Source organism: Streptomyces sp. sk2.1, assembly GCF_008120935.1.
Lineage (GTDB): Bacteria > Actinomycetota > Actinomycetes > Streptomycetales > Streptomycetaceae > Streptomyces.
The window spans coordinates 56,005-75,686 of record NZ_RDBO01000059.1; the positions used below are offsets into that span (position 1 = coordinate 56,005).

Here is a 19,682-nt window from a genome sequence, read left to right on the forward strand (position 1 = left end):
AGTCATGAAACTCCAGAAGACGCCGGGCGCCGCCCTCGGCACCCCGCCGGATTCCGCCCCCTCCGACATGGCACAGCCGGAGGACGACCTCTCCCTCCAGGTGACCGGACGCCCGCGTCCCGGACGCTGGCTCGCGGTCCTGGCCGCCGTGCTGTTCGTGGCGTGGCTGGCCTACACCATCATCGTCAATCCCCATCTGCACTGGGACATCGTCGCCAAGTACCAGTTCGACGGTGTGATCCTCAAGGGCCTCTGGGTGACCGTTCAGCTCACCCTCGTCTCGATGGCCCTCGGCATCACCATCGGCGTGGTCGTCGCGGTGATGCAGCTGTCCGACAGTCCGGTCCTGCGGCTCACCGCCGGTGCCTACACCTGGTTCTTCCGGGGCACCCCGCTGCTGGTCCAGCTCATCTTCTGGTTCAACCTGGCCCTGCTGTTCCCCGTGATCAGCATCGGAATCCCGTTCGACGGCCCCAAACTCGTCAGCTGGCAGTCCAACCAGGTGATCACCGGGTTCGTGGCCGCGCTCCTCGGCCTCTCGATCAACGAGGGCGCCTACATGGCCGAGATCGTGCGGGCCGGCATTCAGAGCGTGGATCCCGGCCAGCGCGAGGCGGGTGCCTCCATCGGGATGTCGAACCGTCAGATCCTGTCCCGGATCATCCTCCCGCAGGCGATGCGGGTCATCATCCCGCCGTTCGGCAACCAGTTCATCTCCATGCTGAAGACGACCTCGCTGGTCTCGGTCATCGCCGGCGCCGATCTGATGACCGTCTCCCAGCACCTCTACCTCGCCAACTTCGAGGTGGTCGCGCTGCTCATGGTGGCCTCGATCTGGTACCTCGTGCTCACCACGGTCGCCAGCATCGGCCAGCACGCCGTCGAGCGGCGCTACAACCCCGGTACCGCTCCCGTGCTGCGGAGCAGGATCCTGGCCAATCTCCGGCCCGGACGCGCCAAGAAGGGAGCGACGGCATGAAAGACGTGATCCTCAGGGCCCGCGGGGTCCGCAAACGGTTCGGTGACACCGAGGTGCTGAAGGGCATCGACCTCGACGTCCGCAGCGGTGAGGTGCTCTGCGTCATCGGCCCCTCCGGCTCCGGTAAGTCCACACTGCTGCGCTGCTTCAACCACCTCGAACGGATCGACGCGGGGCGGGTGTGGATGGACGGCGAACTGGTCGGCTACGAACAGCACGGCCCGTCCGGCCGGGTGCTGCGCGAGCGGCGCCCCCGGGACGTGCGGCGCCAGCGCGAACGGATCGGCATGGTGTTCCAGCGGTTCCACCTGTTCCCGCACCGCACGGCGGTGCAGAACGTGATGGAGGGTCCGGTCGCCGTCAAGGGACGGTCCCGTGCGCGGGCCGAGGAGCAGGCCCGCGGGCTGCTGGCCGACGTCGGTCTCGCGGACCGGGCGGACCACTACCCGGGACAGCTGTCCGGCGGGCAGCAGCAGCGCGTGGCGATCGCCCGCGCGCTGGCCATGGAACCCACCGTCATGCTCTTCGACGAGCCCACCTCCGCCCTCGACCCCGAACTCGTCGGCGAGGTGCTCGGCGTCATGCGCGACCTGGCCCGCAGCGGCATGACGATGGTCGTGGTCACCCACGAGATGGGATTCGCCCGCGAGGTCGCCGACCGGGTCCTGTTCATGGACCAGGGCGCCGTCGTCGAGGCCGGGAGCCCCGACCTGTTGTTCACCGACCCGCGTCACGAGCGCACGCGGGCCTTCCTGTCGACGGTGCTGTGATGGGCCGCTCCCCCGATCTGCTGCTGCGCGGCGGCACGCTCGTGGACGGAACCGGCGCACCCGCCCGGGAGGCGGACGTCGCGGTGGTGGACGGGCGGATCGCCGTGCTCCCCGCCGGCGCCGCCGTCACGGCCGCCGAGACCCTGGACGTGACCGGGCGGGTCGTCACGCCCGGCTTCATCGACGTGCACACGCACTCCGACGCCCTCGCGGCGCCGCACGGGGCCGGCGGTGCCGCGGAGCCGCTCGACGACCTCCGCCTCGCCCCGCTGCTCCAGGGCGTCACCACGGAGATCTGCGGCAACTGCGGGACCAGCCTGTTCCCGTCGCTCCCCGAGCGGCTGCCGGAACTCGCCGAGCACCTCCGGGTGACGTTCGGGCTCGGACCGGTACGGCCCGCCGTGGACTTCGACGCGTTCGCCGCCGGTCAGGACCCCGCTCTGCGCCACACCCACATCGCCTCGCTGGTCGGCCACGGCACGCTGCGCGCCGGAGTGATGGGCTTCGCGGCGCGGCCTCCCCGGCCCGCCGAGCTGGACGCCATGTGCGCACTGCTGGACCGGGCGCTGGCCCAGGGGGCGGCCGGTCTGTCCACCGGGCTCATCTACCCTCCCGGCACCTATGCCGACACCGAGGAGATCGTCGCGCTGGCCGGGGTCGCCGCCCGGCACGGCAAGCCCTACGTCACCCATCTGCGCGACGAGATGTCGCAGGTGGAGTCCGCCCTGGAGGAGGCCCTGGAGATAGCGGTGCGCTCCGGCGCCCCCTTGCAGGTCTCCCACCACAAGACCGCGGGCCGGCACGCCTGGGGCGCCACGCTGCGCACCCTGCCCCGGCTGGAACGGGCCCGTGCCGAGGGCGTGGACGTGCTGTGCGACGTCTATCCGTACACGGCGGGGAGCACCGTCCTGCACGCCATGCTGCCCCCCTGGGTGAGCGAGGGCGGCATCGGTGCCCTGCTGGAACGGCTGCGCGGGCCCGGGACCCGCGACCGGATCAGGGCGGACATCGCCCGGGGCGTCGAGGGATGGGAGAACACCGTGGGGAACGGCGGCTGGGACCTCATCTCGGTGGCCGCCGCGCCGACGTCCCCCGAGGCCGAGGGGCGCACCGTCGCCGACCTCGCGGCCGAGCGCGGCGTCGATCCGGTGGACCGGGCGTGCGACCTCCTGCTGGCCGAGCGGGGCGAGGTGACCATCATCAGCCACTCGATGCGCGAGGACGACGTCCGACGGGTGCTCGCCAGCCCGCTGTCGATGATCGGCTCGGACGGCGTCCCCAAACCGGGTCGGCCGCATCCGCGCTGGGCGGGAAGTTTCGCCCGGGTGCTCGGCCACTACGCCCGCGACGAGCGGCTGTTCCCGCTGGAGGCCGCGGTGCACAAGATGACCGGGCTGCCCGCCGGGCGGTTCGGCCTCACCGACCGCGGCACGGTGCGCGACGGCGCCGTCGCGGACCTGGTCGTGCTCGACCCGGCGTCGGTGCGCGACACCGCCGGCTTCGACCGCCCCCTGCTGATACCCGAAGGCATCGATACCGTCGTGGTGTCGGGGCGGATCGCGGCACGGGACGGCCGCCCGACCTCGGCACGGGCGGGAGAAGTGGTGAGAGTCCGATGAGTCTGGCCCAAGTGGCCGCGGCGGCGCGGCGTTCGGCCGCGCTGCCGCTCACCCTGGCCGTCGCCGCCGTGGACATCGACGGCGGCGGCACGGTGGGCGTGGACGAGCACACCGTGCTGCCGGTGGCGTCCGCCTCGAAGCTGCTGCTGCTCGCCGAGGTCGCGCACCGGCTGGACGGCGGGGAACTGGCCGCCGACCGCGTGGTGGAGGTCCTCGACGAGGACGTGGCGGAGGGCACCGGTCTGCTGCGCCGACTGAGCGGGCGCGACTGGACCGTCGAGGACCTGGCCTGGCTGACGGCCTCGGTGAGCGACAACACCGCGACCAACGCGCTGTTGCGTCTGGTGGGGCGCGAGTCCACGGCCCGGCGCGCGCGGGAGCTCGGGCTCGACCACCTCACGCTGCACGACAAGGTCCGCGACGTCCGGGGTCCGGACGTGCCGCCGGTCTTCGCCACCGGCACCGCACGGGACCTGGCCCGGCTGGTGGCGCACGCGGTGCGCGGCACCATGAGCGGCCCGGCGGCCTCCGCCCGGCTGCTGCGCTGGATGCGCGCCAACACCGACCACGGGCTGGTCCCCGCGCTGATCGACCACGACCCGTACGCCCCGGGCTTTCCCGAGCAGCCGGGCGACGGGCTCCTGGTGGCCAACAAGACCGGCACCGACACCGGTGTCCGGGCCGATGCCGGTGTCATCGTCGGCAGGCGCCGGCTGGCCTACGCGGTGGTGGCGCACTGGGACACGGCGTTGGGCCCGAGCACCGAGCGGGCCGCCGTGCACGCCATTCGGGACGTGGGGCGGACCCTCGCGGCCTGCGCCGGACGCCGGACCGCCGACCGGAGGACGGGCACGAACGCGAGCACGGGCTCCGGCTCCGGCTCCGGCTCCGGCTCCGGCTCCGGCTCCGGCTCCGGCTCCGGCTCCGGCTCCGGCTCCGGGGCAGTGTGACCGGTCCCCCCGGTCACGCCCACTGCACCTCCAGCAGCGACCGGATCTCCTCGGCGGCCGACCGCAGGTCGTCGAGGAAGATCCGCAGCAGCGGGTTGCGGTTGGTGGGCCGGGTGGCGACGCCGATGCGCCGGTGCAGCCGGGGATGGTCCAGCCGGCAGACGTGCACGCCGGTGGTGTCACCGATCCCGAGCGCCGGGACGAGTGCGATGCCCATGCCCGCACGGGCCAGGTTGATCGTGACCTGGTAGTGGTCGCTGCGGCAGCGGACCCGGGGGCGGAAGCCCTCCGCCGCGCACGCGCGTTCCAGCACCGGTTCACCGGTGTGGCCGCCGTGCGTGCCGATCCAGCTCTCCCCCTCCAGGGCGGCGAGCCGTACCTCGGCGTGCCGGCCGAGGCGGTGCCGCAGGGGAAGGACCACCAGCTGCGGCTCGTCGAAGAACATCTCCACGTCCACGGTCGCCTGCCGGCACCAGGGGTCGAGCGGATGCTCGAAGACGACCGCGGCGTCGAGCCGGCCCGCCTCCAGGTCGGGCACCAGCTCGTGCGGCTGCCCGAGGATCAGTTCCAGCTCGACCTGGGGCCGGGTCGCCGCGAACGCCGACAGGGCCCGGGGCAGCAGCTCCAGGCCCGAGGAGGCGAAGAAACCCAGCCGCAGGACCCCGGCCTCGCCCTCGGAGTGCGCCCGCAGGTCGTCCTGGGCCACGGCCATCAGGTCGGCGACCGCCTGCGCGTGCTCGGCCAGGCGCACCCCGGCCTCGGTCAGCCGCAGACTCTGCGGCTGACGCTCCACCAACGCCACCCCGAGCTCCTGCTCCAGCCGGGCGAGCTGGTGCGAGATCGCGGAGGGGCTCAGATGCAGCGCCCGGGCCGCGGCCACGATGGTGCCGGTACGGGCGATCTCCAGCAGGACGAGCAGTCGGGCACTGTTCAGCATCGGGTCAGGTTAGGACGTACCGACGCATTGTGCCGCTCCGGCACCAAATCGTTGTACCCGGGTCGGCTCCGGGAGCCCGGCGGACTCGTCCACGTCCAGGCGCAGCAGGTCCTCCTCGGTCTCCCGGCGCACCACGGCGCGGGCGCGGCCGTCACGCACGAAGACGACGGCGGGGCGCGGCAGCTTGTTGTAGTTGGAGGCCATGGCGTATCCGTAGGCGCCGGTGACCGGCGTGGCCAGGAGGTCGTCCACCGCGACGTCGGCGGGCAGGGCCGCGTCGTCGACGATCACGTCACCGCTCTCGCAGTGCTTGCCGACCAGCCGTGCCCGCATGGGCCGGGAGGCGCGCGGGCTGCGCGGCAGGAACACCTCGTAGCGGCTGCCGTACAGGGCGGGGCGCAGGTTGTCGCTCATCCCGCCGTCCACGCTCACGTACGTCCGCACGCCCTCGATCCGCTTGATCGTGCCCACCCGGTAGAGGGTCAGCCCGGCGCGGGCGGCGATGGACCGGCCCGGCTCCACCGTCACCGAGAAGCCCCAGCCCGCGTCGCGCACCGCGGTCCGCACCCGGGCCGCCCATTCGGCGAACGACGGCGGGGTCTGTCCCGCCTCGTACGCGACGCCGAGGCCGCCGCCGACCGTGAGCCGGTGCACGCGGGTGTCGGCGGCGAACCGGGCGACGGCCGCGGCACCGGCCGCGAGTTCCGCCGTGTCCAGCACCTGCGAACCCACGTGCGCGTGGACCCCCTCCAGGACCATCGCCGGGGAATCGGCGGCCCGGCGCACGGCGGCCGCCGCGATCCCGCCGGCGAGGCCGAAGCCGAACTTCGAGTCGTTGCCACCGGTCCGGATCGCCTCGTGCGCGCCGGCGGCCACTCCGGGCGCCACCCGCAGCTGGATCCGGGCGGGCGGCAGGTGCTCCTCGGCGTGCAGCCGTTCGATGCGGTCCATCTCGTCGAAGCTGTCGACCACCAGGTGCCGCACCCGGGCGGACATGGCCGTGCGCAGCTCCGTCGCGTCCTTGTTGTTGCCGTGCAGGACGATCCGGTCGGCGGGCACCCCGGCGTGCAGCGCGACCCGCAGCTCGCCCCCGGACGCGACGTCGAGCAACAGCCCCTCCTCGTGGGCCAGTCGGGCCATGGCCGTGCACAGGAACGCCTTGGAGGCGTAGGCGACGTTGTCCCGGCCGAAGGCGGCGACCGCCTCCCGGCAGCGCCGTCGCAGATGCTCCTCGTCGTACACGAAGAGGGGTGTTCCGAAACGGTGTGCCAGTTCGGTGAGCAGGACGCCGCCGACGGCCAACCCCTCCGGACGGATTTCGGATGTGCCGGGCAGCAGGCCCGATTCGATGGCTGACGTCACGCGTTCCTCCCCAGAAGCCGGATCGCAGCCATCCTGCGGCTTGCGCGGGGGGCATAAAAGCGCATTCTTCTATGGCTGAGCCTCACGCTTTTCGATGCTCGTTCCGTACCTGCGGGTCCGGCCCGCGTCCGTTGTCACACCCCTGTGCCAGGCTCCTTCGTGAACGCCCGGGAGCACCGCTCCCCGGTGACGGCTCCGGCCGTACGATCGCCCGACCCCACGACCGCCCGAGGAGCGCACGTCATGTCCGACACCGATACGGTCCGTACCTCGCTGGAAGCCCTGGCGGCGCTTCTCGCACCGGCCCATCCGGACGTCGCCGAGCAGGTGCTGCACGCCCACGACGATCCCGAGGGCTATGTGCGGGCGCATGCGGACCGGCTGGATGAGCGCGGCATCGACGAGCCCGTCGCGGACCTCGCGTGGATAGCGCTCGTGGACGCGCTCGACGCTCACCGGCTGCTCGTGGAATTCGACTGGAAGGAGGACCCGGAGGAGATCCGGGCCCAGTTGGGGATGCTCGCCTCCCGGCCGTCGGTGGACCCCTGGGTGCTCCTCGACGCCGCCGAGACGTCCCTGCCGACCCACGAGTTCCTGACCGCCTGCGGTCGGCACCATCGCGAGGTCGGCGCGGCGCTCGCCGTGCTCGACATCGAGTCGGACTGCTACCCGGTGGTGTGTCTGCGTGCGGCGCGGGCCGAGGAGCTGACGGCGCTCGCCGCCCGCGCGGGTTTCACCGCCCGGACCCTGGGGGACTGAGGACACCGCCCCGGTCCGCGGTGGGCGGAGGGCCGGCGTCCCGGATCGGCACGGACGGTCAACTCCCCTTCCGGGCAAGGTCCGAAGCCAGCAGGACCTCCTGCGGGGCGAGGGCGGTGGAACCCGGCGCGGTGCAGGCGTACGCCCCCGCCACGGCACCCAGTCGGGCGCATTCCAGCGGGTCCCGGCCGGCGAGCCTCCCGTACAGGAAGCCGCAGACGTACGCGTCCCCCGCTCCGTTGGAGTCCACCACCGGTGCGGACGGGACGGTTGCCGGAATGTGGTGCGGGGTGGAGCCGCCGTCCCGGGTGAGTACGTGGGATCCGTCCGCGCCCGCCGTGGCGATCACGGTGTCCGCGCGGCCCTCGCGGAGGATTTCCCGCATCAGGGCGAAGGTGTTCCCGCCCGCGCCCGCCGCGCTGAGGAAGACGAGGTCGGAGCGGAGCGCGAACTCCCGGTGGTGGTCCGCCAGTCCGTCCCAGTCGTGCAGGTCCGTGGAGACCGGGACGCCGAGTTCCTCGATGTCGTCGTAGAGGAAGCGGGCGAAGTTCATGATGGACAGGTGGACGTGGCGGGTGCGCCGCAGCCTCGGCAGGTAGAAGTCCCGGGGCATCCTCAGGTCGGCCGGGTCGCGCGCGTCGTAGAACGACATCCGGCGTCCGGTCGCGTCCACCAGGTTCACGGCGCGGCGGGTGCCCGCCGCGGAGATCAGCGGGTCGAACTCCACGTCTCCGGCGGCCATTCGCTCGCGCACCTGGGCGCCGATCCAGTCGTCGCCGATGCAGTCGAGGAGTGCGACCTCCAGGCCGAGCGCCCGGGTGCCGAGGGCCACGTTCCCTCCGGTGTGGCCCGGCCACTCCTCGATCGGCCCGACGTGGACCGAGTCGGCGAGCGGGACGGGCAGGGCGTCGACCCGCACGATGGTGTCCACCCCGCTGCCTCCGACGACCAGGACGTCGTACCGCGTGTTCTCTCGGGTCATCTCCGAACCTTTCCGTTCCCGCCGCGGCCCAGTATGCCGTGGCCGAAGCGGCCTTCCACGGCCGCATGCCGTCGTGCCGGACCGGTGGGCCCCTCAGTGGGTACGGAGATGTGCCGACGGGCTCGCAACGATGCAACTCCCTTTCTTCTCCGCTCCCTTGCCCATCGTCTTGTCGCCCCCACGGGGAAAACGGGAGGGCGGCACCGGACGTGTGTTGTCCCGGGCCCGGGAATTCGACCGGGTGCGGCTCGTTCTTCCGCCTCGGGCGCTTCCGGAACCACCACGGAAATTCAATCCTGGCGCGGAAACCAAAATGATCGGTCCCGCTCCGACGGAAAACCCGGGTCCATGGCGAAGGCCGAATGTCCGGCGGAAGGTCTCGTGAATGTCGTCGCCGAAATCCGGCGCGGGTAAAGTGACCGGCCGAACCACCGGGAGGGCGCCGATGAGGACGTTGGCAGGGATACGGGGACGGGGACGGGCCGGGACGTTCAGGGTCCGGACGGGCACGGCACTCGCGGCCCTCGTGCTCCTCGGTGGCGCGGGAACGGCCGTCGCGGCCGGCCCGGGCACCGCGCCGGGCGTCACGGCAGCGCCCACCACGACCACCGCCGGCGGGGGCGCGACCCAATCCGAGCGCCTGGCCGAGGAGCTCCGCAAGGATCCGGTGTACGTCTCGGCCGACCGTCCCCGCAGGCTGCCGCGCTCGCTCTCCCCGAAGATCGCCGCCCTCGCCGAACGCACCGGCGTGCCCACCTACGTACTGGCGCTGCCCGCGGGGGACGCCACGCTGCTCGCGCTGGTGCACGACCGGCTCGGCAAGGACGGCCTTTATGTGCTGATCAGCGACAACGGCACCATCACCGCCTCCGCGTTCGGCGTCGACGTACCGGTCGACGAAGCCCGCCGCATCGCCCTGTACGGCACCCCGTACGGGGCCGGACCGCTCGCCGCGTTCGAGTCCTTCGTCGACGCGATCGCCTCCGGCCACGACCGGGCCGCCGCCGAGGCCGACGAGTTGCACGACCGGTACCACGAGCACGACAAACCCGATCTGTACATCAGTCCCACCGACCGGCAGAACCAGAACCTGCTGCTCGGTCTGGCCGTGGTGGTGCTCCCGGGCCTGGTGCTGGCCCTCGGCATCCGGCTCTCCTACCGCCGTCCCGGCCGACCGCGACCGGCCGGGGGCGGAAAGACCGGGAACGAGAAGGCCGTCGGCGGTCCGAGGCGCCCGGCCGTCGTCCTGGACAAGGGCCCCGCCAAGCGCTCGGGCACGACCCCGGGCAAGGGTCCGGCCGGGCGCTCGGGCAGAGCCCCGGCGGAACCGAAGGCCCGGACCCGTACCGGTTGGCCCGCCGCCCGCCGTCGCGGTGTGCTGCCGGTGACGTTTGTGGCGACGGTGGCCGCCGTGTTCGCCGTGGTGCTGTCCGCGCCCACCGTCTTCCCGCAGACCATCGACAGCCCGTACCTCGACGTCACCCGGGCCGACCTGGACGCCCGGGTGGAGGAGGTGGCCGAGGGGCTCGCCACCGGACCGGTCTACCAGGACCCGTCCGCCGCGGACGTACTGACCGGGGCCGACCTGCCCGCGCTCCAAAAGCGGATCGCCGAACTCGCGCCCAAGGGCCCGGTGCACGTACTGGTCACACCGTCCGACAGCGACGACGAGAGCGGCGGCGACGACGGCCTCCTGCTCGCCCTGGTCCACCGGCGCACCGGCCAGGACGGTGTCTACGTACTGGTCGATCCGGTGTCCGGCCGGATCGCCCTGGAGACCTTCGGCACCGACCAGGACGCCGCACGGCGCTTCGGGCTCCTGCCGTACGACGTCCGCCACCCGGAGTACCGCAGGGACGGCGACCTGCGGGTGATGCCGCGGCTCGACCGGACCCTGGACGCCGTCGCCGCCGCCCGGCCGAGCAAGGGCTACGACCCCGCGGCCCGCGACACCGAACTGCCCCCGCTGCACGACAACCGGCTGCCCGGCCTGTTCAGCAGCGACTTCGGGCCCGGGATCGGACTCGGCGTCATGCTGCTGGGCGTGCTGCTGCTGATCGCCTGGCTGGGGATCGTCATCGCGCGGGCCGTGCTGGAACGCCGCCGCGCCCGCGCGGCCGACCCCTCGCCACCGCGGCACACCGTCCCCCGGCCCGCCGCCGCGCTGCCGTCCGTCCGGCAACTGCGCGCCTGGGCCGCGGCCGACGTCCGCGAACTCACCGGACAGCTGGCCGCCGCCGAGCAGGACGCGCCCGGCCGCGCCCGCGCCTGGGACTGCCTGGATGCCGCCGGGCTGCTGGCCGACACCGGCGACGAGGCCACCGGGGCGGGTGACCTGGCCGCCGTCGTGGTGCTCTCCCGGGCCGGACTCGACGCCCTCCGGGGGCACCTCCACTCCTCCCTCTGCCGGCTCAACCCGCTGCACGGCGAGGCCACCGGCGGCAAGGTCCCGGGGTGGCTCACCGGTCTCGGCATCGGCCCCGGGTCCGCGCGGCTGTGCCCCGCCTGCCGGGACGCCCTGCGCGGCGTCGCCCGGGGCCCGGCCTCCCGCGAGCACGAAGCCACCGAACGGCTGCTGCGGCTGCCCGGGACCGGCGGCCATGACCGGACCGCCTGGGACGAGGCCGGACAGGTCCTGCCGGCCGCCCGCGAAGGCATCGAAGCACTCGTACTCAGGGCCAGGGAGTCCGCCAGTGTCCAGTGAACGAATGACCGACGACCGTCCGTCCGGTGCCTCCCGCGGCCGTGCGGCCGGGCTGCTCGCCACGCTGCTGCTGGCCTGCGCGGTGCTGCTCGGCACCGGCGCCCCCGCCCGTGCCGAGAGTGCCGGGCCCGGGCCGACCGCCTCGACGATCGCCGGGGCGCTGGCCACCGACCCCGTCTACGTCGACCCGTTCTACTCGGCCGCGGTCACCCCCACCCAGCAGCGGGCCCTGGCCGATCAGATCGCCGCGACCGGCCTGCCGATCAAGGTGGTGCTGGTGCCGCTGAAGAAGGGCGACGCCTTCGACGGCAGCGCCCGCGCCCTCGCCTCGGTGGTCAAGGAACGGCTCGGCCTGCGGAAGCTGATCCTGATCACCACCGACGACTACGGAAAGTGGCTCAGCGGCACCGAGTGGCCCACCGACGCCCATCAGACCCGCGACGCCGCCGCCGCGGTCGGCTTCCTGGACGAACTCGACGACGCCGGGCTGGCCGCCCGGGTCGGCAGGGCCGTGGAACTGATCGAGGACGGCAACGGCACCGAGGTCTACGAGGCCGAGACCGCCGAGCTCGACAAGAAGTACTCGGCCCGGCCCGAGAACGACGGGAGTGCTTCCGGCTCCTTCGGCGTCCCGGGGACCCTGCTCGTGGTCGCCTCGGTGCTGGTCCTCGCCGGCGGCGGGGTCTTCCTGGCGCGTCGCCGCCGCTCGCCCCGGCACACCGCCTTCGCCTTCCCCGACGCCGTCTTCGCCGCCGACGAGGCCGCCGACGAGGCGGGGCTGCGCCGCCGGGCCGCCGACGAACTGCTCGCCCTCGGCGAGGCGGTGGAGGACACCGACGGCGCCGCCACCCCGGGCCTGGGCCGGGCCCTGGACGCCTACGACGCGGCCGGCCGGGTGCTGGACGCCGCACGGGGGCTGCCCGACCTGGCCGGAGTACTGGCCCTGGTGGCCGAGGGACGCTCCGCCCTGGCCCCGGCCCCCGGACTCCCGCTGTGCTTCTTCGACCCCCGGCACGGCACCGCGGTCCGCCGGACCACCTGGCGCCCGCTCGGCCGCCGGGAGCGGGTCGACGTCGCGGTCTGCGAGGACTGCGACCGGGCCCTGCGCGCCCGCCGGTCGCCGCAGGTGCTCGCGGTCCGGGACCGGGGCCGCACCGTGCCCTACTTCGAGGTGCCCGCCGCGCGCAGCCTGTGGGCGGCGACCGGTTACGGTTCCCTGCTGTCCGGCCCCGACGACACCCTCGCCGCCCGGGTCGGCTCCGGCGAGTTCAGCCGTGCCCGGCGGCGGGCCGAGGACCACGACGCGGCCGGGGGCTGAGCACCGCGTGCCCCTCGGCCGGGCGCCGGTTCCCCGAGGGGACCGGCGCTCCGCCGTTCCGCCGCCCGCCCGGACCGTACGGAGGGGGATGCGTCCCGCGGCGAGTGCTCTTCGCAGGGCCTCGTCGAGGATGTGGCGCGGTCGGCCGGCGGTGCCCGCCGGTGCCCGGTCAGGAACCGGCACACCGCGCGGCCCTCCGGCACCGACGGTGGCCGGTCGACGAGGGCCGTCCGCGGGAAGATCGCCCGTGGTGGCGGCTATCCGACCGTCGGGGCGTGGAGGTCCAGCCGCTCCCGCACCTCGCGGTGGACGACGTCGGCGGCTTCCGGGGCGGCGTCCAGGAGCGTGGCGCACAGGGCGAGGGTCGCGTCGACGTCGCCCGCACAGTACGGGGCCAGGGTCGCGACGACCTTGCGCAGGTTGTCCGGCACCCGCCCGTACGGCGTCTCGGGCGCGCGCGAGGCGATGGCCCCCGCCACGGCCGGGCCGTCGGCGGGGAGTTCGTCCAGGCTGCCGGTCAGCAGGTCGAGGAAGCCGCATGCGGCCGCCGTCCGGGCCCTGGCCCGCAGGGCGAGCGGGCCGGAGCCCAGGAACAGGGAACCGAAACGCCCGTGTTCCGAGGTCCTGATGCCCTCGACGAGTTCACGGGCCCGGTCGACGTGCCCGCCCTCGAACACCGCCTCGGCGAATCTGCCCTCGAAGGTGAGAGCCGTCTCGCTCAGCCCGTCCCGTTGCCCGTCGTGGGCGGAATCGTCCCGCTCCCCCGGCGCGTAGGGGTCGCCGCCGACCGGAATGTTCATGGCCAGCCAGTCCTCGGCCTCGTCGGCGAAGAGGGCACCGGCGTGCCGGAAACCGGCGACGGCCTCGTCGTACATGCCGAGACGCGCGTGGAGTTCGGCGAAGAGGAACCCCCTGCGACACTGCTCGAAACCGATCGCGGGGCCGTGCTTCCGCAGGTCCGCCAGGCGCTCCAGCATCAGTTCGGCCAGCTTGTCCGCCCGTTCGGTGTCGCCGTGGTCCAGAAGCACTCTCCTCAGTCCCAGGTGCACCCCGATGGGTACGTCCGGGGACATCGCCTGCCGGAGCGCCTCCTCCGGCCGGCCCTGCTCGGCCAGGACGAGGATCCGGGCCCTGTCGTTCCTGAGGCCGAACGCATCGAGGAGGTTCAGGGCGCCCCGCCGGTCGCCGCGTCCGACCAGCCGATCGGCCGCGGCCGTCACGCGTTCGGCGCGCCGCCCGCCCATCCGTTCCGCGGCCGTCCTCGTGGCGGCTCCGTCCCGGACCCCCGAGAAGTGGACGGCCAGGGACTCGTACCCCGCGTCGGGTCCACCGGCGGACGGCCCGTCGAAGTCCGGGGGATCCGCCCAGAACAGGGCCCGCGCGACACAGTGCGCGACACGTCCGCCGTCCTCCCCGCGTCCGTCGTTCTCGCGTCGCTGATGGGCGGCCGCCAGCCGGGCGTACAGGACCGCCATCCCGGAAGGGGCGAAGCGGAGGTCCGTGCGCCGGTCGCTCAGCAGCTCGCACACGAGTCGCCCGGCCTCCGCCTCCAGTTCCGAGGCCCGTCGCTCCGGCAGGACCTCCGACAGTTCGCGGGAGATCCGCAACAGGTACGTCGCCAGGTACCGGTGGGACGTCGTCCGCTCGCGGAGCAGGGCCACGCAGTCGTCCAGGAACGCGTCCGCGCGAAGACCCTCGCCGTGTTCGTGGAACCGGCGGATGAGGTCGACGGCGATGGTCACGCCGTCGTGGCCGTGGAAGGCGAGCATCTCGCGGGCCAGGTCCTCCGCGTCCGTGACGCGTCCGGCGCGCACGCACTCACGGGCGATCTCCAGGACGAGCCCCTGCTGGCACGGGCCGTGGACGAAGTCGTCGTGCGGTGGGGTCACCGGCTGGAGGAGACCCTCCGTGTCGAACAGGTCGGGCCGGCCTCCCAGCAACCGGCGCATGGTGCCGTCGGCCAGGTCGTCGGCGCCGGAACGTCTCGCCAGCCGGGCCCCGTTCAGGTCCACCCACAGCCGCTCGTACGGCGTCATGTCGCGCGGGCGCAGCAGGTCCATCGCCTGCGACGCCCGTTCCGCCTCGTGCCGGGCGGCCGTGTCGACGGGCGGGCGCACCGACGCCAGTGCCGAGGAGTACTCGATCGGGAAACGCGACAGCCGGACGAGCATGCCCGGCCGTTCCCCGGACCGCTCCCGCGGTACCCAGGACAGGGCCATCGCGTGCACCGCCTCGACCGTGGCGTTCCTGCCGTACGGCTGCCGCGCCAGTTCGGCGGCGATCCGCTCGGCGACGCGGTGGGGCGGAACCGGCCCCGTCCGTTCGGCCGCCGACCACAGCGCGTGGCCGTGGAGCTTGGCGCGTGCCTCGACGGACTCGATCCGCCACGCCGCGTCCATCCCCCGCTCGACGGCCCCCCGGTCGAGCAGATGCCGTGCCAGCATCCCCGTGTGGAACTCGTCGAGCAGCCCGGCCCCATGGACCGTCGCCGGATCGTCGCCCTCCTCGGGCTGCAGGCCCGCGAGGAGAACGGCCGCCAACCCCTGTGACCGCTCCGGCAGTTCGTCGCGGTGGGTGGCGTCGAACCACCGGAGGTGCTCGGCGCACTCACCGAACCGGCCGTCCTTCCGGAGCCGATGAGCGATCATCAGCTGCCACAGGGCACCGTGTTCGTACGGGTAGGCGCCCGCCAGCTCGCGGGCCGCCTCCGGGCCCGTGTCGGCGAGCACCGCCAACGGGTCCTCGGCCAGGAGGCGGGTGGCCCCGGCCCGGCGCAGCAGCACCGGGGCCACGGCGGTGAGGTCGTCGGTCCGGACGGCGGACGCGAGTGCGTGTCCGAGGTGCTCCAGGTCCGCGCCGGAGAAGGCGGCGGCCCTCGTCCCCGGGCTCCCGACGGTGGCCAGCACATGGGCGCAGAGCTCCTCGTGCATGCCCGCCCGGTGGAGGTGGTGGCTGTAGTGCCTGGACAGGTAGGGGTCGTCGGCCTTCCCGGCGAGGAACGCCGTGCCCACGGCCCGGTGCGCCTCGACCGGGTGGACGCGGTGCCGGGTGCCGGACAGGAGGTGGGTGCGGAAGGACTCGTGGTAGATCCGCACCGCGTCGCCCTCGCGTCGGGTGAACTCGCCGATGTCGGCGAGGGCGTCCTCGACGTCCGAGAGGTTCCTCGTGGTCACGGCCGCGAGGAGTTCGGCGGTCATGCCGGGGGCGCGGGCGACTGCCAGCAGGGTCAGGACCGGCCTGACGGTGCGCCATGCGAGGGACGCGAAAGCCCGGTCGAGGAAGTCGTCGTACACCTCGCCGAGGTCGCCGGGCAGTTCGACGGCGTCGATGTCCGCGTCCTGCCGGTCGGTGTCCAGGGACGAGATGACGTGACGGGCGTAGAGGTAGTTGCCCGCCGCCCCGGCCGCGATCCTCGACGCGAGGGTCCGTCGGGACCGTGCCCGGGCCCCGGGGCGGTGTTCCCCGTCGCGGTCGGCCGCGCGGAGGTGTGATCCGTCGCGGGTCAGGCGGGCCAGGCAGTAGTCGTGGACGTCGTCGGTCCCGGCGGGCGCGTCGTGCGCGAGGTGCACGCGTCGGCCCCCGATGCGCCGGAGCGCCGGTTCCTCGACCTCGCGGCTGGTCAGCAGGATGCGGAAGTCCAGTCCGGTACGGCGCAGGCCCGAGGTCATGTGGGCGAGCAGCGTGATGACGTTCTCGTGGGAGTCGATCGACCGTGCCTCGTCGAGCGCGTCGACGACGAGGACGACGGCCGGTGGATCCGGCATGTCCTCCAGTGGCTTGCGCACCAGGCGGTTGAAGGCCGAGCGCGCTGACTCCGCCCCCAGCCGCAGGGACTCGACGTTGATCCCGCGGATGTGCGCGCCGGGCTCGGCGGAACCGACCGTCACGGTGGCGTTGAGGGTCGGGCCGGGCTCCGCGCGCGTCAGCCCGGCGAAGTGCCCGTCCCGGCGGATCAGGGCGTCGACCAGAGCCGTGACGAGGCCGTGCCCCAGGAGCGTGTCGTCGTCGTCCGCGCGGCACAGGTGCCCGACCACGACCGTGGAGGCGTCGCCCGGTCCGATCCTGTTCAGCAGTTCGAGCGCCAGGGCCGTCTTGCCGGAACCCGGCTGACCGACGATCAGGAGCGGTTCGTCCCCGCGCCGGGCCAGATGGTCGAGTGCGCGCTCCACGATCCAGGAGCGTCCGACGAACTCACCGTCCCCGCGCTCCCGTTCCGGTGCCATCAGCCGATGTCGCCCTGGATCTCGACCCCGGACACGGTGCCGCCGCGCGCCACCGTCCCGGCCACGACGCTGCCCTCCACCCGGCCGGAGTTGACGCCGCGGGCGCGCACGCCGGCCACGTCACCGGCGATCTCCTCGGCCCGCACCCGGCCCGACACCGCGAGCTCCCGCTCCGTGCGGGTCTCGCCCGCGAAGGTGAGGCGCCTGCCGTAGACCGCCTCGAGGATGTTCCGTACCGCGTCGGCCGTCTCCAGCAGGGTCCGGTCCTCGGGGTCGATGTCGGTGATGCCGTTCGCGTACGGTGCCAGTACCTGCCAGAACGCGGTCAGGTCCGCCCGGAACCGCTGGACGACCTCGGTGTCCGCACGGGCCGGCTCCACGGTCGCGGGGAAGAGCCCGGGGTGGGTCACGTCCAGCGTCACGGGGTCGCTCGCGCCCGCGCCCTCGGCGTCGTCCGCCCCGTCGCGGCCCCTGCGGCGCTGGAGCAGTTCCCCGGCCTGTTCGTAGAGGAACCTGACGCCTTCCGTGAGGACGACGGAACTGAGGACAGCGAGCGTGATCGGTTCCATGAATGCCTCCTCGGGCCACCTGCGCCAGATCGTATTACCGCCCGTGCGCGGATGTGGCGGAACCCCGGGCATTCCGCGGCTTCCCCGGTGGCACGCCGTGTTCACCGGTCGCCACCGGTCCTCACCTCCGCCAGGGAAGAGCCTCGATCGATGCGATGTCGCCCGCCGCCAGAAGACGGAAGAGCCGAAGGGTCTCCTCGCGGCCGGCCACCCGCATCTCCCCCGGAGCCGTCGCGGCCGCCGGGTCGTCCTCCACGTTCTCCCAGATCAGCAGGCCGTCACGGAACGCGCTGAGGGACCAGCCGCTCTCGTGGGACAGCGACACGTCGGGGTGTTCGTCGTCGGCGTCCGCCAGGCCGTCCAGCACCCGCCCCATCGCCTCCGGACCGGGTTCGTCAACCGTCCCGCCCATGACGTCGTACATGAAGTGACTCATGGATCCATTGCCTCACACCGCGCCCCGCGGTCGCCGCCCGGCCGGGGCCATGCGGTCGTTTTCCCCCGCCTCAGGGCCGGTAGACGCACTCCGCCAGCGTCGCGTGCTTCTTCCAGCCCAGCGTCTCGTACAGCGCGCGTCCGGCGTCGGTCGCGCCGAGAATGCCGAGGACCGCGCCCGCCTCCAGGGCACGGTCGGCGAGCGTGCGCATCACGAAGCCGCCCAGCCCGCGCCGCCGATGGGCCCCGTCGGTCACCACCCGGTCCACGACCACCTCCTCGCCGAGGAACGCCATCTGCCCCTGGGCCGCCGTCGCCCCCGCCCCGTCCAGCACCCGGACACGGGTCACGGCCCCGGCGGTCTCCAGGGTCGCGGTGTACCCCTCCGGCGCGACCGGGTTCGTGGCCATCAGGTCCATCACCATCAGATGCCCGGTGTCCTCCCAGGCCATCACCCAGTCCCGGGGCAGCCAGGGTTCGATCCGCTCCGGTTCCGCGGGCGTCTTCATCCACGTCCGCGGCGCGGTCACCGAGGCGGCGGCACTGCGGACCAGCGACTCCTCGGCCTCGGGCAGGACATGACGCCCCACCTCGACGGGGCTGTCGGCCACTTCGATGTGGACCCCCCAGGGCTTCTCGACCGGCGGAGGCGTCCGCCGGGAGACGGCCCAGCCCGCCGCCCAGGTCCTGACCGTGTTCGCAACCATCGAGCCCTCCCGGACCGGCGGCCGAACCACCGATCAAGTAATGGTCATTTCATCGAAGCAAACATTACTTCGCCGGATGGTTCGCGGCAGTCGTTTTCCTCGCCGGGTTGGACGGGCCGCGACGAACTCCCCGGCACGAAACGCCGGTTCGGTACTCGCGGCCAGCCTCGGACACGGTCGCTCCGGCCGCTTGTAACATGGCGGGCGACGAGGCCGGAAGGGAACCAAACCATGCACGCTGGTGTCGACGCCGACTCCCTCGACCGGGCCACGGAGGACTTCCTCGCGGCACGCCCCCGGCTCTTCGGCATCGCGTACCGCATGCTCGGCAGCGCCGCCGAGGCCGAGGACATCGTGCAGGAGGCGTGGCTGCGGTGGCAGCAGGCGGACCGTACGAACCTCCTCGAACCCACGGCCTACCTGACCACGATCACCACGCGCCTGGCGATCAACCTGGCCCGGTCCGCGCGGGTGCGGCGGGAGTCGTACGTCGGCCCGTGGCTTCCCGAACCGGTCGACACCGCCCCGGACCCGCAGCTGGGGGCGGAGCGGGCCGAGGCGCTGGAACTGGCGGTCCTCCTCGTCCTGGAGAAGCTCAACCCGGTGGAACGCGCCGCCTACGTCCTGCGGGAGGCCTTCGACTACCCGTACGGGCGGGTCGCCGAGATCCTGGAGACGAGTGAGGTCAACGCCCGTCAGCTGGTGAGCCGCGCGCGCAAGCACCTGACCGCCGAGCGCAGGCGACGTGTCAGCCCGACCGCCCACCGGCGCCTGCTGGAGGTGTTCCTCTCCGCGGCGCGGACGGGTGATCTGGCGGTGCTGGAGGACGTACTCGCCTCGGACGTCGTCAGCTACTCCGACGGCGGCGGGATACGCGGGGCCTCGAAGATCCCGGTCGTCGGGCGGCTGCACGTCTCCAAGTACCTCGCGGCCTTCGCACCGCGCTTCTGGCCGCAGGCGGACGTCCGGTGGGTGGAGGCCAACGGGCGGGCGGCCGTGCTCGTCTCGTCCGGCGGGAACGCCATGGCCCTGCTGTGCGTCGACGTGTCCGCGGAGGGCATCGACCGGATCATGTGGGTGATGAACCCGGCCAAGCTGTCGCCCTACGTGGAGTCCCTGGACGGCTGATCGCCCGCCCGTTGGCCTCCACCCACCGGACGTCCGCCTGCGGCCAGAAGCGCGGTGCGAAGGCCGCGAGGTACTTGGAGACGTGCAGCCGCCCGACGACCGGGATCTTCGAGGCCCCGCGTATCCCGCCGCCGTCGGAGTAGCTGACGACGTCCGAGGCGAGTACGTCCTCCAGCACCGCCAGATCACCCGTCCGCGCCGCGGAGAGGAACACCTCCAGCAGGCGCCGGTGGGCGGTCG

Annotated in this window: 15 protein-coding genes and 1 pseudogene; 8 read left to right on the forward strand and 8 right to left on the reverse strand. The window is 73.4% G+C overall.

Translation table 11 applies throughout. The features are described from left to right. Positions 1–4 precede the first annotated feature (4 nt). Genes EAO76_RS21665 through EAO76_RS21680 form a run of 4 tightly spaced genes read left to right on the forward strand, consistent with a single transcriptional unit; the run spans position 5 to position 4,318 of the window. Entirely contained in the window at positions 5–979 is a 975-nt protein-coding gene (locus EAO76_RS21665) for an amino acid ABC transporter permease (RefSeq protein WP_262375641.1), read from the forward strand. Next, positions 976–1,749: an amino acid ABC transporter ATP-binding protein gene (locus EAO76_RS21670; protein ID WP_148837617.1), complete on the forward strand. Its 774-nt coding sequence runs from the start codon at positions 976–978 to the stop codon at positions 1,747–1,749. The genes EAO76_RS21665 and EAO76_RS21670 overlap by 4 nt, the downstream gene beginning before the upstream one ends. After that, complete coding sequence (locus tag EAO76_RS21675; protein ID WP_148837618.1) at positions 1,749–3,368, forward strand: amidohydrolase family protein; 1,620 nt, start codon at positions 1,749–1,751, stop codon at positions 3,366–3,368. Before EAO76_RS21670 ends, EAO76_RS21675 begins: the two co-directional genes overlap by 1 nt. Then, positions 3,365–4,318, forward strand: a complete 954-nt coding sequence (locus EAO76_RS21680) for a serine hydrolase (protein ID WP_148837619.1) — start codon at positions 3,365–3,367, stop codon at positions 4,316–4,318. The genes EAO76_RS21675 and EAO76_RS21680 overlap by 4 nt, the downstream gene beginning before the upstream one ends. 13 nt (positions 4,319–4,331) lie before the next feature. On the opposite strand, the gene EAO76_RS21685 is transcribed toward EAO76_RS21680, so the two are convergent. Continuing rightward, the gene (locus EAO76_RS21685) at positions 4,332–5,255 is read right to left on the reverse strand and encodes a LysR family transcriptional regulator (RefSeq protein WP_148837620.1); all 924 of its coding nucleotides are present in this window, start codon (positions 5,253–5,255) and stop codon (positions 4,332–4,334) included. A 9-nt stretch (positions 5,256–5,264) separates the two neighbouring features. Then, the gene (gene lysA, locus EAO76_RS21690; RefSeq protein WP_148837621.1) at positions 5,265–6,617 is read right to left on the reverse strand and encodes a diaminopimelate decarboxylase; all 1,353 of its coding nucleotides are present in this window, start codon (positions 6,615–6,617) and stop codon (positions 5,265–5,267) included. A 243-nt stretch (positions 6,618–6,860) separates the two neighbouring features. Between lysA and EAO76_RS21695 the strand changes: the two genes are divergently transcribed. Continuing rightward, entirely contained in the window at positions 6,861–7,376 is a 516-nt protein-coding gene (locus tag EAO76_RS21695) for a DUF6630 family protein (RefSeq protein WP_148837622.1), read from the forward strand. A gap of 58 nt (positions 7,377–7,434) precedes the next feature. Here EAO76_RS21695 and EAO76_RS21700 read toward each other — a convergent pair whose 3' ends face one another. After that, on the reverse strand, positions 7,435–8,358 hold the full coding sequence (locus EAO76_RS21700) for a carbohydrate kinase family protein (RefSeq protein WP_148837623.1): 924 nt from the start codon (positions 8,356–8,358) through the stop codon (positions 7,435–7,437). Between the two features lie 445 nt (positions 8,359–8,803). Between EAO76_RS21700 and EAO76_RS21705 the strand changes: the two genes are divergently transcribed. After that, a complete protein-coding gene (locus tag EAO76_RS21705; protein WP_148837624.1) occupies positions 8,804–11,062 on the forward strand; it encodes a hypothetical protein in 2,259 nt (752 codons plus the stop codon). Positions 11,063–11,066: 4 nt separating this feature from the next. Continuing rightward, complete coding sequence (locus tag EAO76_RS21710; RefSeq protein ID WP_262375642.1) at positions 11,067–12,380, forward strand: hypothetical protein; 1,314 nt, start codon at positions 11,067–11,069, stop codon at positions 12,378–12,380. A 257-nt stretch (positions 12,381–12,637) separates the two neighbouring features. Here the strand turns inward: EAO76_RS21710 and EAO76_RS21715 are convergent, their stop codons facing one another. The 4 genes from EAO76_RS21715 to EAO76_RS21730 form a co-directional block, all read right to left on the reverse strand. Continuing rightward, positions 12,638–16,603, reverse strand: coding sequence for an ATP-binding protein (locus EAO76_RS21715; protein ID WP_148837625.1), 3,966 nt, complete (start codon positions 16,601–16,603; stop codon positions 12,638–12,640). Beyond that, the gene (locus tag EAO76_RS21720; protein ID WP_148837626.1) at positions 16,603–17,172 is read right to left on the reverse strand and encodes a hypothetical protein; all 570 of its coding nucleotides are present in this window, start codon (positions 17,170–17,172) and stop codon (positions 16,603–16,605) included. Before EAO76_RS21720 ends, EAO76_RS21715 begins: the two co-directional genes overlap by 1 nt. A 121-nt stretch (positions 17,173–17,293) precedes the next feature. Next, positions 17,294–17,608 carry a hypothetical protein gene (locus EAO76_RS21725; protein ID WP_148837627.1) on the reverse strand — a complete coding sequence of 105 codons (315 nt, stop codon included), beginning with the start codon at positions 17,606–17,608 and terminating at the stop codon, positions 17,294–17,296. Positions 17,609–17,678: 70 nt separating this feature from the next. Beyond that, a complete protein-coding gene (locus EAO76_RS21730; RefSeq protein ID WP_148837628.1) occupies positions 17,679–18,314 on the reverse strand; it encodes a GNAT family N-acetyltransferase in 636 nt (211 codons plus the stop codon). A 231-nt stretch (positions 18,315–18,545) separates the two neighbouring features. Between EAO76_RS21730 and EAO76_RS21735 the strand changes: the two genes are divergently transcribed. Continuing rightward, the gene (locus EAO76_RS21735; RefSeq protein ID WP_148837629.1) at positions 18,546–19,442 is read left to right on the forward strand and encodes an RNA polymerase sigma-70 factor; all 897 of its coding nucleotides are present in this window, start codon (positions 18,546–18,548) and stop codon (positions 19,440–19,442) included. Here EAO76_RS21735 and EAO76_RS21740 read toward each other — a convergent pair. After that, positions 19,384–19,682 (reverse strand): annotated as a pseudogene (locus EAO76_RS21740) (hypothetical protein); the annotation flags it as partial. The gene EAO76_RS21735 and the pseudogene EAO76_RS21740 sit on opposite strands and share 59 nt — an antisense overlap.